Annotated in this window: 12 protein-coding genes; 10 read left to right on the top strand and 2 right to left on the bottom strand. The window is 47.7% G+C overall.

Annotated features, from left to right (window positions below; genetic code table 11):
* Positions 1-15: 15 nt before the first annotated feature.
* Positions 16-597 (bottom strand): LysE family transporter, encoded by a 582-nt coding sequence (locus NSQ20_RS24265; RefSeq protein WP_340031042.1) that lies wholly within the window; start codon positions 595-597, stop codon positions 16-18.
* Positions 598-803: 206 nt separating this feature from the next.
* On the opposite strand from NSQ20_RS24265, the gene NSQ20_RS24260 reads away from it, so the two are divergent.
* The 6 genes from NSQ20_RS24260 to mmsB all read left to right on the top strand — a co-directional run bounded on the left by NSQ20_RS24260 (position 804) and on the right by mmsB (position 9,203).
* The gene (locus NSQ20_RS24260) at positions 804-1,811 is read left to right on the top strand and encodes a substrate-binding domain-containing protein (RefSeq protein ID WP_340031041.1); all 1,008 of its coding nucleotides are present in this window, start codon (positions 804-806) and stop codon (positions 1,809-1,811) included.
* 91 nt (positions 1,812-1,902) lie between these two features.
* Positions 1,903-3,771, top strand: coding sequence for a sensor histidine kinase (locus tag NSQ20_RS24255; RefSeq protein ID WP_340033057.1), 1,869 nt, complete (start codon positions 1,903-1,905; stop codon positions 3,769-3,771).
* A 56-nt stretch (positions 3,772-3,827) separates the two neighbouring features.
* Positions 3,828-5,078 (top strand): response regulator, encoded by a 1,251-nt coding sequence (locus NSQ20_RS24250; protein ID WP_340033056.1) that lies wholly within the window; start codon positions 3,828-3,830, stop codon positions 5,076-5,078.
* A gap of 320 nt (positions 5,079-5,398) precedes the next feature.
* Positions 5,399-6,484: a multiple monosaccharide ABC transporter substrate-binding protein gene (gene chvE, locus NSQ20_RS24245; protein WP_340031040.1), complete on the top strand. Its 1,086-nt coding sequence runs from the start codon at positions 5,399-5,401 to the stop codon at positions 6,482-6,484.
* 21 nt (positions 6,485-6,505) lie between these two features.
* Positions 6,506-8,071 (top strand): multiple monosaccharide ABC transporter ATP-binding protein, encoded by a 1,566-nt coding sequence (gene mmsA, locus NSQ20_RS24240; protein WP_340031039.1) that lies wholly within the window; start codon positions 6,506-6,508, stop codon positions 8,069-8,071.
* The gene (gene mmsB, locus NSQ20_RS24235) at positions 8,040-9,203 is read left to right on the top strand and encodes a multiple monosaccharide ABC transporter permease (RefSeq protein ID WP_036674453.1); all 1,164 of its coding nucleotides are present in this window, start codon (positions 8,040-8,042) and stop codon (positions 9,201-9,203) included. Before mmsA ends, mmsB begins: the two co-directional genes overlap by 32 nt.
* Before the next feature lie 69 nt (positions 9,204-9,272).
* On the opposite strand, the gene mgtE is transcribed toward mmsB, so the two are convergent.
* A complete protein-coding gene (gene mgtE, locus NSQ20_RS24230; protein WP_051447459.1) occupies positions 9,273-10,643 on the bottom strand; it encodes a magnesium transporter in 1,371 nt (456 codons plus the stop codon).
* 190 nt (positions 10,644-10,833) lie between these two features.
* On the opposite strand from mgtE, the gene NSQ20_RS24225 reads away from it, so the two are divergent.
* From NSQ20_RS24225 to NSQ20_RS24210, 4 genes are all read left to right on the top strand, one after another.
* On the top strand, positions 10,834-11,538 hold the full coding sequence (locus tag NSQ20_RS24225; protein WP_340031038.1) for a DNA alkylation repair protein: 705 nt from the start codon (positions 10,834-10,836) through the stop codon (positions 11,536-11,538).
* 42 nt (positions 11,539-11,580) lie between these two features.
* Positions 11,581-12,135 (top strand): methylated-DNA--[protein]-cysteine S-methyltransferase, encoded by a 555-nt coding sequence (locus tag NSQ20_RS24220; protein WP_340031037.1) that lies wholly within the window; start codon positions 11,581-11,583, stop codon positions 12,133-12,135.
* Between the two features lie 218 nt (positions 12,136-12,353).
* The gene (locus NSQ20_RS24215; RefSeq protein WP_340033055.1) at positions 12,354-13,580 is read left to right on the top strand and encodes an amidohydrolase; all 1,227 of its coding nucleotides are present in this window, start codon (positions 12,354-12,356) and stop codon (positions 13,578-13,580) included.
* 128 nt (positions 13,581-13,708) lie between these two features.
* Positions 13,709-14,119 carry a GNAT family N-acetyltransferase gene (locus tag NSQ20_RS24210; protein WP_047843998.1) on the top strand — a complete coding sequence of 137 codons (411 nt, stop codon included), beginning with the start codon at positions 13,709-13,711 and terminating at the stop codon, positions 14,117-14,119.
* Positions 14,120-14,125 lie beyond the last annotated feature (6 nt).

Genomic DNA, 14,125 nt, shown 5'->3' with positions numbered 1-14,125 from the left:
CACACCTCCCAAGCTTTAGATTAATCCGGATACTATAATGGCTGAGTATAACAAAAAAAGGGCCATGAGAATACTCAGTAATTTTTGGTGGCGATTCAGCAACGTTCTGAAAACCGTGCCAAAAACAACCCAACTGGAATAGGCCAGAAATCCAATGAAGGTAATTAACACCACGAACAGAAACGATGAGAATGAACTTTGATAAAAGGGCAATACATAACTTGGAATGACAGTGAAAGTAAACAAGACGACCTTTGGATTCACAAATTGCATGATGAAACCGTTCCAAAATCCGGCAACTTGTTTCGGTGCATCCTCGGTCGTACCCATCTTGTAGATCTGGTACGCCAGATACACCATGTACAGGCCGCCGACAATCTGCATCACCTTCAGAATTCCGGGTAACACTCCCGCAAGAAGCTGATTAAGAAAAGCTGAAGCGGTAAGCAGCAGACCAAATGCCAACGTAGCTCCCCAGACATAGTGCATCGTTTGACGCGCCCCAACCTGTTGTACGGAAGAAAGAATTACGATATTGCTGGGGCCGGGGGTAAATGTTACGACGATGCAGTAGATTAAAAAAGATGCAAGATTCATAAGGATGATGCTCTCCTCTGGTTGTAGTTTAGTTCCATGATCATACGTCCAGAGGGAGAAACCATATAGTACATTATTGCAGCGGGTGCATCGTTAGCAACAGGAGCTTGCTTTTAAAAGATACGAGGGAGTTTTCTTTTTGAATGATTGCGTTTACAATTTAGACGATGTACAAGGTGATCAGACGACTTGAGGAAGTGAACGGAATGAAAAAAATGCTACTTGTTTACATTTTGCTAATCTCAGCATTTGCGTTGTATGTATTGAGGTTTGAATACACCAGTCAGGTAAACAGTTCTTGGGAGGACCGGGGGTTGCGCGGTGATATCGGAGAGACGTATATCATGATTACATTCCAGTCCGGGCTGGAGTATTGGAAGAGCCCGCTCAAAGGTTTCGAGGATGCCGCGGATGCACTTGGCGTGACCGTAGAATATCGCGGGGCTACCCGGTATGATGCGAAGGAGCAGACCATGGTAATCGAGCAGGCTATCGCTCGCAAGCCCGCAGGCATTGCTATATCTGCAATCGATCCTCAATCGTTAGTTCCAGCGATTAACAAGGCAATCGACGCAGATATCCCTGTTGTATTATTTGACGCGGATGCACCTGATAGCCAGGCCTATTCTTTTCTTGGGACAGATAATTACAAGTCGGGTGTAATGGCTGCCGATAAAATGGCTGAACTGCTGGGTCGTGAGGGAGAGGTCGCGGTATTAACCTTGCCCGGACAACAAAATCATGAAGAGCGCACGAAGGGTTTCCGCGATACGATCAAGGAGAGATACCCTTCCATGCAGATTGTTGAAGTTGCAGACGGACACGGTGATGCGATGGTATCCAGAGACGAAACAATCAGAATGATGAAGGAACATCCCCAGCTGGCGGGTATTTTTGTGACTGAAGCTACCGGAGGGGCAGGAGCGGGGGAGGCCGTTCAAACTGCCGGGGACAGACATCCATTGCAGATTATTTCGTTTGATACAAATAAAACTACATTGGATATGATCAAGAACGGTACGATCTCAGCTACAATTGCACAGGGAACCTGGAATATGGGATATTGGTCACTCCAATATCTGTTCCATCTGCATCACCAGTTAACGGTTCCTGCCCCATCCTCATCCGGTGAAAATGCACCGCTTCCCGTGATGGTGGACACAGGGATCTCTGTGGTGACACGCTCGGATGTGGATGATTACTATGCCAAATAACAAGGAGTATTTCAAGAGTCCAAGGCCTTGGAGTAGGAGAGCAATTCTCTCCACTTTCAGGAACGGGATTCGGCGTTTACGCTTGCGTAATATGCCCCTTCGGTACCAGCTGATGCTGCTTTTTCTGTTATTCGCCATTGTGCCTTCCGTAGGGCTTGGGTTGCTTGTGAACTGGACGGTGGAGCGGGTTGTTGAACGACAGGTTGAAGGGCATACCATGCAACTGATTGGCAAAGTGAATGAAGCTCTGAACAGCAAAATGGAGAATTTGCAAAACATGACCTATCTGATTGCATTTGACCCGGATATTGATGCTTTTATGAACGACAAAATGCCACTGAATGATGATGCAGGTATCGAACCGATGAACATGGACACCAATGCCGAAACGGAGCAAAATCGGTTATATGGCATCAAACAGACCTTGCAGGGGTTCACAACATTGTATCCTGAAATCGCCGGGATTGTTCTTGTCAATGCAAGTGGTGACTATATTAGCAACGAGATGTATCCCCGAGTGGAACAGAGCCTGATCCAGGAACATTGGTACCAAAAAGCTTCGGCCAATCCGGGCATCTTCATGGTATTGGGTCAGCCGAAAGAGCGTAATCTCACGACACATGTACGCTACAAGGATGATGAGATTGTATCGGTTGCACGTTCCATAACGGATGAAGCGTCAGGACGTGTGCGAGGCGTGATTATGATTGATCTTAAACTAAGGTCCGTCTCTCAGGCTGCCCGTAATGTAACCTTGGGGAAATCCGGTTATGTGATGGTGACGGATGCAGAAGGTCAAAGTGTATACAAGCCGGAGCACCCGCTAATAGAACACATTCCCACAGACTGGTTCCCCTCTGGTGAGAGTGGAACATTTACCGCCGAAACAGAAGGTGGAACGTTATTATTCATGTATCAGTCGTCTACCTTTACGGGTTGGAGAACGGTAGGGGTATTTCCCACAAGAGACTCGATATCCGAAGTACGCCAAATCCAGTTTTACGTGGTTAGCTTTGTATTTGTGGTGTGTTTGTTTGGCCTGAGCGCCTCTTTATGGTTCTCCCGTTCCATTGCTCAGCCCATTTTCCGGCTCATGTCCTATATGCGCAGGGCGGAGACTGGCAATCTCAGACCAGGCCGCTGGAGCGATCGCGCTGATGAGATTGGCATGCTTGGCAACAGTTATAACCGAATGCTGGCACAGATTCGACAACTGATATCACTAAATGAATTGCGGGAGCGGCAGAAGCGCGACGCTGAAATGCGAAGTTTGCAGGAGCATATCAAACCACACTTTTTGTACAATACCTTGGATACGATTCATTGGATGGCACGCAAAGAGGGTGCGGAAGATGTATCCGGCATGGTTGGCGCGTTATCTCGATTATTTCGCATAGGGCTTAGTAAAGGACAGGATTACATTCCACTGCACTCCGAGATTGAGCATATGACCAGCTATATGCAAATTCAGCAGACACGATACCGCGATCGTCTTCAGTATACATTGAATATTCCAGAGGAACTGCGGGACCTTTTTGTGTTAAAGCTGCTGCTTCAGCCCCTGATAGAGAATGCAATCTATCATGGAATCAAGGGCAGGCGTGGGCCGGGACACATTCGGGTGGAAGCCAGATTGGAACATAACAGACTGCTGCTGACCATTCATGATAATGGAGCAGGAATGTCCAACGAACGGCTTGCCGAGATGCAGCAGTTGCTCGAAGCTCCGTTAGCAAGTTTGGAAGCGTCTTCGCCTGGGATGACAGGCAAAAGTTATGGAATGTTGAATGTGCAGGCCCGTCTCCGGCTGTCCTTTGGCGATGAATACGGTATTGTGCTGGAGAGCCAGGAAGGTGAAGGAACGAGTGTGACCATCATTCATCCGTTGATGCGAGAGCTCCCACCAACCAAGCAAATCAATAACGAAGAGAGGCAGGAGAGTGAATGGGAAAATTCATGAAATCGGCCGTGACAACTTCCACTGAAACAGATGAGACATCCGCATTGACTACAGTAATGGAGATTATGCCGGATAGCCATGTGGCGAAGAAATACCGCGTGCTCATCGCTGATGATGAACCGATCATTCGTGAGGGAATTCGGGATGCCATTGACTGGACAACTCTCGGGATGGAGGTTGTTGGTGAAGCGGAAGATGGCGAGGAAGCGCTGGAACGGGCGGCTGATTTGGGTGTGGATATTGTTCTCGTTGATATGAATATGCCATTTCTGAACGGAATCGAACTAATCCGTGCCCTTCAGCAGAAGTGTCCAGGCTGTCGTTACCTGATCATCTCGGGACATGATGAATTTGCATATGCGCAGGAGGCGGTTCGTCTTGGCGTAGAGGATTACATTCTAAAACCTGTGCAAGCAGAACAATTATATGCTGCACTTGAGCGATTGCATCAGCGACTTACTGAAGAGCACCAGAGGACGGCATATGTACAACAGGCAGCTCATCAGATTGAACGTAATATCCCGTTGCTTCGCCAGCGATTTATGCTGGAGTGGCTGGAGGGGCAGGCTGAAGGGAGGAATCTGACGGAGCAGCTTGTGTTTTTGCGGCTGCCCCCCGTCCCACCTGTGCAGATCGGGGTCGTACGCTGGCCTGCCGCTGAAGCTCGTCAGACGATACTGAGAGAGAATGATCGTCAGTTGTTTCTGTTTGCAGTGGAAAATATAATTAGTGAACTGCTGGGGGACGTGCCACATGTCCTGTTTCGGGACGTAAGCGGGTTGATCGGCATGTGTCTGTGGCAGGAAGCCCCTGAAGAAATAGAGTCCCTTCTGGAACAACAGATCAGTTCTTGCCTGAATATTGCCATTCATGCTCATGTGGAGACACATGCAGGGACACTGGAAGAAACGCCGGATACGTACCGTCATTGCCGTGAACGGGTATTCGGGGAAGTACAGTTGTCGCCTCTGGTTCGCCGGGCAAGACAACTTATTCACGAAGAATATGCCGAGCGGGAACTGACCCTGGAATCGCTTGCTTCCCGTCTACAAGTATCTGCCGTATATCTTAGTCGTGTGCTGAAGAAAGAGCTGAATGATTCCTTTGTCACGCTTGTCACGCATGCTCGCATTCGCAAGGCTATACAGTTATTAGATTCAACAACACTGCCGATCCACACCATAGCTGATCGTGTAGGTTATGATACCCAACATTATTTCAGCACTGCATTTAAGAAAACAATGGGCATTTCACCAGTGCAATATCGAAAGAACGGGGGGACAGCCTATCATCCTTCTGCGAATTAAATATCGTATTACAGTTATTCACTTAGACATGTGATAAATGAGATGGATGTGTTCTACTTCGTGTGAAGCGAAGTGGAGCATGTCCTTTTTTTTTTGACTCTGGAATGGTATCTCATGGATCACACTTGTACTTTAAGCGTTTCCATCAAAAGTTAAATTTTTATAAAAAAGGTTCAAAACGTGCAAAGACCTTGCAGTATCTCCAATGCTACTATTGGTCTCAGATAGGAACACCAAGCAACAGAATGTACCACATGCATTGTAAGCGTTATCTTATAACTCAATCAGAACCGTATGATGTGAGGAAAGGGGAACTTCATATGAAAAAAGGAGCAATGCTCATCTGGCTTCTGGTGATGACCTTGATGCTCTCGGCCTGCAATCTGGCAGAGAGTGGGCCAGGCAGCAAAGAAAAGGGATATGTCGGTATATCGATGCCAACCAAATCATCAGAACGATGGGTGGGAGACGGGGAGAACATGGTCCGTCTGTTTCAGGAGCAGGGGTACAAAACCGATCTTCAGTATGCTGAGGACGTGGTTGAAAATCAGATTTCACAGATTGAAAACATGATCACCAAAGGTGTGGATGTGATGGTCATCGCGTCCGTGGATGGCAACACATTAACGGATGTGATCAAGAAAGCGCATGACGAAGGGATACAAGTGATCTCGTATGATCGGCTCATTCGCAATACGCCATACTTAACCTATTACGCCACGTTCGACAATTTTAAGGTGGGTGTGCTTCAAGCCTCCTACATCGAACAAAAGCTTGGACTCAAGGATGGAAAAGGACCGTTTAACATTGAGCTGTTTGGTGGCTCTCCTGATGATAATAACGCCTATTTCTTCTTCGACGGTGCGATGTCTGTGCTGAAGCCGTACATCGATTCCGGCAAACTGGTGGTACGCAGCAAGCAGATGACGATGGCCCAGATTGCAACCTTGCGCTGGGACGGTGCATTGGCCCAGTCACGGATGGATAACCTGCTGAGTGCCTATTACTCGGGTGATAATCTGGATGCAGTATTATCTCCTTATGATGGAATCAGTATTGGTATCATCTCATCCTTGAAAGGGATTGGTTACGGTACTTCGAACAAACCGCTGCCCGTTATTACAGGACAGGATGCTGAGCTTGCCTCAATTAAGTCCATTGTGGCCGGGGAACAGACGCAGACGGTATTCAAGGATACACGGAAGCTAGCGGAGAAGACGGTAGAGATGGCCAATAGTATTTTGCAAGGAAAACAGGCGGAAGTTAATGACAAAACATCATATAACAACGGAATTGAGGTTGTTCCAGCGTATCTCTTGGATCCCATCTCGGTGGACCGTACAAATGTGGAGCAGGATATCGTTGGTACACAGTATTACACGAAGGAAGAAATCGGACTGAAATAATAAATGAAAGGAGCACATCCCATGGCCGGAATCATTCTGGAAATGAAAAACATCACCAAAACCTTTCCTGGCGTCAAAGCGCTGGAAAATGTCAATCTGAAAGTCCGTGAAGGCGAAATTCATTCCATATGTGGTGAAAATGGCGCAGGTAAATCTACGTTGATGAAGGTACTGAGTGGTGTATATCCACATGGCACGTATGAAGGTGACATTTTATTTCAGGGCAAAAATTGTGAGTTCAAGGATATTAAGCAGAGCGAGGATCTGGGGATCGTCATTATCCATCAGGAGTTGGCCCTGATTCCCTACCTTTCAATCGCGGAAAATATATATCTGGGCAATGAGCGTGCCAGTAGAGGAATTGTCAACTGGAAGGAAACTTTTGTAGGTACACGAGAACTGCTCTCGAAGGTGGGACTGAGCGAAAATCCAAACACGCTGGTATCCAGCATCGGGGTAGGCAAGCAGCAACTGGTCGAAATTGCGAAAGCGCTCTCCAAAAAGGTGCGGCTGCTTATTCTGGATGAGCCAACCGCTGCGCTGAACGAGGACGACAGTGAAAATCTGCTGCAATTGATGCTGGAATTCAAGAAACAGGGCATCGCCTGCATCCTGATCTCACACAAGCTGAATGAGGTATCCAAGGTATCCGATTCGGTGACTATTTTACGGGATGGCAAGACAATTGAGACGTTGGATATGAAGAAGGAAAAAGTGACCGAGGACCGGATTATTAGCGGAATGGTAGGACGTGATCTCACCAGCCGTTATCCGGAACGTCATGCGACCATTGGTGAAGTTATCCTTGAGGTAAAGGACTGGACGGTATATCACGAACATCATGCCGAGCGGAAAGTACTGGATCAGATCCATATGAATATCAGACGTGGTGAGATTGTAGGTATTGCCGGGCTGATGGGCGCTGGGCGTACCGAGCTTGCCATGAGTATCTTTGGCAAATCTTATGGCCGGAATATTTCGGGTCAACTCATTAAGAATGGTAAACCGATCCACAACAATACCGTCACAGAGGCTATTCAGAATGGGTTTGCTTATGTGACAGAAGACCGAAAGGAATACGGACTCATTCTGATGGATGACATCAAGCGCAATATTTCCTTAACGGGTTTGAGCAAGCTGACGGGAAACGCAGTAGTGAACGAGCGTGAAGAAGTACTCGTGGCGGAAAAGATGAAGAAAAGCATGAACATCAAAGCACCAAGTATTTTGCAGAAGACCGGTAATCTAAGTGGAGGTAACCAGCAAAAAGTGGTGCTCAGCAAATGGATTTTTGCCGGACCAGATATTCTTATTCTGGATGAACCTACCCGCGGTATTGATGTGGGAGCGAAATTCGAAATCTATACGATCATTCATCGGCTTGCTGCTGAAGGCAAGGGCGTACTGGTAATCTCATCCGAGCTTCCGGAGGTTCTTGGCCTGTGTGACCGGATCTATGTGATGAATGCCGGACGAATCACCGGTGAAGTCAGCCGGGAGCAAGCATCGCAGGAAACGTTGATGAGATATATGACCAAGTCTGGAGGCGGCAAGCATGGAAATGATAACAAAACTGTTCAAAAATAATATCCGTCAATACGGCATGATTATTGCCTTGGTAGTGATTATGCTCTTGTTCGAGGTACTGACAGGCGGGCTGTTGCTCAAGCCGATTAATATTACCAATTTGATTTTGCAGAACAGTTACATTTTGGTGCTGGCAATCGGAATGGTGCTGGTCATCATTACCGGGCATATTGACCTGTCTGTTGGTTCCATTGCAGCCTTTGTTGGTGCCGTTGCCGCGATTATGATGGTTGATTGGCAGCTTCCGGCTTGGCTTGCGGTCATCGCTTCCTTGCTGGTTGGCGCTTTGATCGGTGCATGGCAGGGCTTCTGGATCGCCTATGTGCGGATTCCGGCATTTATCGTGACGCTGGCAGGGATGCTGCTATTCCGCGGCTTAACGATGATCGTGCTGGAGGGGCAATCGATCTCTCCTTTCCCGGGTGGATTCCAGAAAATAAGCTCTGGCTTCCTGGCGGACATTCAATTCTCAGGTTTTGGTCTGGTATCTATTATTGTGGGTCTTGTGCTCACCGTCTGGTACATTGTCAATGAACTACGGGAACGCCGTTCCCAGCGAAAATATGGATTTGAAGTCGTGTCACAGGGACTGTTTTTGCTCAAGTTGATTGTGGTGGCTGTTGTGACAAATCTGTTTACATTTGTACTCGCAAGTTATGCAGGTATTCCGAATATCCTGGTCCTGCTGTTTGTCCTGATCGTTGTGTACTCCTTCGTTATGAATCGTACTGTCATGGGACGGCATGTGTATGCGCTTGGAGGTAATGAGAAGGCCGCAGGTCTGTCTGGGGTCAAAACAAAAAAGGTAACCTTCTGGGTTTTCGTGAACATGGGTACACTTGCCGCGGTATCCGGGTTGATCTTCGCCGCACGTCTGAATGCAGCTACGCCAAGAGCGGGTACCAACTTCGAGCTGGATGCCATTGCGGCCTGTTTCATCGGTGGTGCTTCCGCTTCAGGGGGCATAGGTACGGTATTTGGTGCCATCATCGGTGGTTTGGTTATGGGTGTGCTGAATAACGGGATGTCCCTGATTGGTCTCGGTATTGACTGGCAGCAGGGAATTAAGGGATTGGTACTACTGCTCGCTGTAGCGTTTGATATCTATAATAAAAATAAAAGATCAGCGTAACACTTGGTAAAATGAAAAAACAGACCTTGATCTCAGGATCAGGTCTGTTTTGCTGTATGCCCAACTTATTTACATCAAGGCATCGAGGAAACGTGTGGCGATTCCAAAATAGATAAACAGGGACAAGATATCATTCAATGTGGTGATTAATGGGCCAGAGGCAACAGCCGGGTCGACTTTGAAACGACTAAGCAGAAGCGGAATACAGGTACCGGTTAGTGTGCCAATGACAAGAGTGAGGAACAGAGATACCCCAATAATGGCACCCAGTAGCCAGTCCCCTTGCCAGAAATAAGCGATGACGGTAATCAGTAATCCACATACCAAGCCGATCATTATGCCTACCTTGATCTCCCGACCAATCAGTGCGAGTACGGTGGCTTTGTCGAGCTTGCGTCCGATCAGTCCGCGTACCACTACAGCCAGAGACTGCGTTCCTGTGTTACCGGTCATACCTGCGATCATCGGCATGAAAAATGCCAGTGCTACAACCTGATTGAGTGTATCCTCGAAGAAATCCACAATACTTCCCGAGATTAGACCAATCAATAGAAGCAAGATGAGCCAGGGAAGCCTGCGTCTGACGGCCACGAGTGGTTTGGTATCAAAGTCGATATCCTTGCTACCGCCCCCCATCTTGGCCAAATCTTCACTTGCTTCATCCATAATAATATCGATGACATCATCCATCTGAATGATACCGCATAACCTGTGATTTTCATCCACCACCGGAAGTGCAATAAACTCATAACGCTGTAGAAGCTGTGCTGCTTCTTCCTGGTCCATATCTACCGTTGCATGGATCACCCGCCGGGTCATCAGTTCTTCAACCTGGGTCTTATCGTCAGCCAAGGCAAGGGATCGATAACTCACGACACCGACCAGTTTGCCTTCATTATCGGTTACATAGAGATAACTGGAGGCTGAGATATGCATGGTACCTTGCGATTGTCGTAAGGCTTCCTTGGCTGTCTCATGAGCGAGCAGGGTCCGATATTGATCTGTCATGATGCGTCCTGCCGTTTCCGGCGGGTAATTAAGCACGGATCGGATAATGGCAGAGTGATCTAGGTTCATGTTGGAAAGCAATTCTTCTCTGCGTTTGGCAGGCAAATCGTGCATGAACCGGATCAGATCACTTTTGTCCATCTGCTGCATGACTTCAAGTGTTCGTTCCGGCCCAAGTCGTTCAAACAGTTGAATCTGTTCGTGCAGCTTTAAGGTCTCGGCGAGATCCGCCAGAGCATCGGGTTTGAATAGAAGCAAAAACCGATTGGTTTCTTCTTCAGGGAACTTTTTATATACAAGTGAGAGGTCGTAGGGATGCAGTTCTTTCACCAATTTATAGAAATCGGGAAGGTTCCGGGATTGTACATGTTGCACGAGTTGTTCGGTGATCTCCTCCACGGAGAAATCTTTCTTGGTATGAGGTCCGTTCATATCGATACTCCTTTCTATTCGGTCAGCTTCATATTTTTAAACGAAATGGGTTGGGAATTAAACAAATGGAGAAAAAATGAGAGTCCCAAAATGATATTGTAATCTTGCTCAAACATTCGATATGGGCTTACAAACAGCCACTTCAAGGATATACTTGTTGTACAGCAACAGACGAGGAGGACATGCGCTAGTGGAAGTAGATATCAGAACACAATTGCTCAGCATGGTTGAGCCGGAGTATCAGAAATTCTCGGCTGCACTTATTCCCAACATCACGAATGTACTAGGTGTAAGGTTGCCAGCCTTACGAAAAATTGCCAAGCAACTTGCCGCCGGGGACTGGCGCACGTATCTGGAAACGGCAGAGGATGAATATTTTGAAGAAGTGATGTTGCAAGCAATGGTCATTGGACATGTACAGGCTGATCTGGACGAACTGTTAAAGGCTATTGAAACATTTGTACCGAAGATTGACAACTGGTCGGTGTGTGACAGCTTCTGTGCTGGACTGAAATATACGAAGGTTCATTCGGAGCCCATGTGGGCGTTCTTGCAGCCGTATCTGAGATCTGATCAGGAATATGAAATCCGGTTTGGTGTGGTAATGCTGTTGAATTTTTATCTGAATGAGAGATATATCGATCAGGTTCTATCTGCATTGGATCAGATTAGGCACGAGGCGTATTATGTGAAAATGGCAGTTGCTTGGGCCATCTCAATGGCTTATGTGAAACAACCTGAGGTGACTATGCGTTATCTGCACCATAATACCCTGGACGATTTTACGTATAATAAGGCACTTCAGAAAATCACGGAATCTTATCGCGTGGATCCAGAGAGCAAGCAGATGATCCGCAGTATGAAACGTAAGGTGAAGAAGCAGATTACCTCCTAGTTCTAGCATTAAGCATTCCACCAGGGAGAGGGCGGTAAACGAATGAGAAAAAAGTTGATGTACACCACGATGCAGTTGGACGGTCGTCCATGGGTGCTGCTCGCTACGGAAGAGGGATTGTGCCGAGTGGTCATGCCCAACGAAACACTGGAGGACTGGAACGGCTGGATACAGAAAGTTGCACCCGGCGTGGAACTGGAAGAGAATGAGGATGCTCTGAAACAAACAGGTATGATGGACTGGTTGCAGTCCTATTTTGCAGGAGAATCGATGGCTTATACAGATGCGATCCCACTGGACTTGATCGGAACGAACTTCCAGCAGGAGGTATGGAGAGAGCTAGGGCGTGTGCCTTACGGTGAAATTCGGACCTATGGTGATATAGCTGCTGCGATTGGAAGACCTTCGGCTGTGCGAGCAGTTGGTGCTGCAAATGGAGCCAATCCAATTCCGGTTCTGCTACCATGCCACCGCATTATAGGGGCTAATCGCAAGCTGACCGGGTTTCGTGGAGGTCTGGAGATGAAGCGCAGACTGCTGGATATCGAACAGATTGAAGGCGTGACCGATGGAGGACATGCGCGGTTTCATTTTTAATAGACTCGCGTAATCAAGAAGATTAAGGTGAGTGGACGGGGCAGGCACGTATTGTGCCTGTTTTTTTACATGTATTAAGTAGAGTAATACAAACGTTCCGCATATGGAACACCAACGTTTTACGTATTTTTGCCCTGTGAAACCGTATGGTACCATGGATCATAGATCAATCTGTATCCGGGGGACGTAATGCCGGGTAAGAAAAGAGGGATGACATGATGAAGCAGGCTTATCGGTTAACAAACGTGACTGTGGAGCGGGGTTATGTTCGGGAGGGAGAACAGGTGACGGGGACACGGACAAGCCCCGCTCATCTGCGGATTAAAGATGGAGTGATCGCGGAGATTGTGGAAGGAAACAACCGGCTGTCTAGCGATCTACCACAAGTAGATGGCAAGGGACTTCTGCTGTTGCCTTCGTTCGAGGAGGCACATATTCATCTGGATAAAACCTACTACGATGGGCCGTGGACAGCCGTTAAACGTATCTCCAGTATTTTCGATCGTATTGAAGAAGAAAAGGTTCTGTTGCCCAAGTTGTTACCAGATGCCCAGCGTCAAGCGGAGAGTATTCTGACCTTGATTCAGGGGTACGGTTCCACTCATGTACGTAGTCATTGCAATATTGAACCTGTCAGTGGCTTGAAAAGACTGGAAGCGACGCGGCAGGCTCTGGAATCATTTTCGGGCAAAATCTCTTCGGAGATCGTGGCTTTCCCGCAGCATGGACTGCTTCGCTCCCATTCAGTGGAGCTTATGGGCCAAGCGATGAAGGAAGGTGCAACGCATGTGGGCGGACTTGATCCTTATACGGTGGACGAACAGATCGAGAAATCACTGAACGCTATGGTTGAACTGGCTGTTCAGCACCAGGCGGGCATCGATATTCATCTGCATGATGGCGGGCAGGCTGGCAAACAAACGCTGTTGGAACTCGCAAATCTGACCGAAGCAGCAGGGCTTCAGGGTAAAGTTACGGTAAGTCATGCGTTCTGGTTCGCCCGCGCAGAGCACCAAGAAGCAGAAGACATGGCGCAGCGAATGGCCTCGCTTGGGATGAGCATTGCTTCCACGGTGCCCATTGGCAGAACGATGATGCCTCTTCCCATGCTCCGCCGTATGGGTGTGAACGTGAAGCTGGCCACAGACAGCTTGACGGATCATTGGTCTCCTTTTGGCAATGGGGATATGCTTGAGAAAGCGGGACGGTTCGCAGAACTGTACGGATATAGTGACGAACTGTCCTTATCTCAATCTTTGGCATTCGTAACAGGGGGTATGACACCGCTGGATTCACAAGGGGAACAGGTATGGCCGAAGGTAGGCGACACCGCGAGTTTTGTATTGGTGCATGCGAGTTGTTCGGCGGAAGCCGTTGCGCGGCGATCTGCGCGGCAGGCCGTATGGTACAAGGGGCAATTGGTCAGCGGATCAACAGCGGATTGAGGAAAATAGAGCGAGTGCAGCCACGGGAAACCGTGGTTTTTTGGCATGGGAGAAAAAGAGGAAAGAACTGTTCGCATATACCACATTTTGGGTTATGATGGACGTAGTTAATGAAGGGAGTATTACAAATGAAGATTGAGTATGCAACGGAAGCTGACTACGACTACATCATTGAAAGAGATCGGCATATCCATCAGCCACTTGTGAAAACGAAGATTAGTGAGAAAGAAATATTCATCCTATGGGACGAGGACGAGGGATCAAGAGTTGGATGGATGAGGTACGGTTACTTTTGGGATAACCTTCCCTTCATGAATATGATCTGGATTGATGAACCCTATCGAAACGGCGGATATGGCAAAAAAGTCGTGCATCACTGGGAAAATTTAATGAAGCAACAAGGCTTCGATACGGTGATGACTTCAACACAATCAGACGAACATGCCCAACATTTCTATCGAAAGCTGGGGTATGTTGATGCAGGGGCTCTATTGCTGGATACACAACCTCTGGAGATTATATTGATCAAGAAAATCTAGTAAATA

Origin of the sequence: Paenibacillus sp. FSL K6-1122, from assembly GCF_037977015.1 — a bacterium.
GTDB classification, from domain to species: domain Bacteria; phylum Bacillota; class Bacilli; order Paenibacillales; family Paenibacillaceae; genus Paenibacillus; species Paenibacillus amylolyticus.
This window is presented reverse-complemented; position numbering and strand designations above follow the sequence as displayed.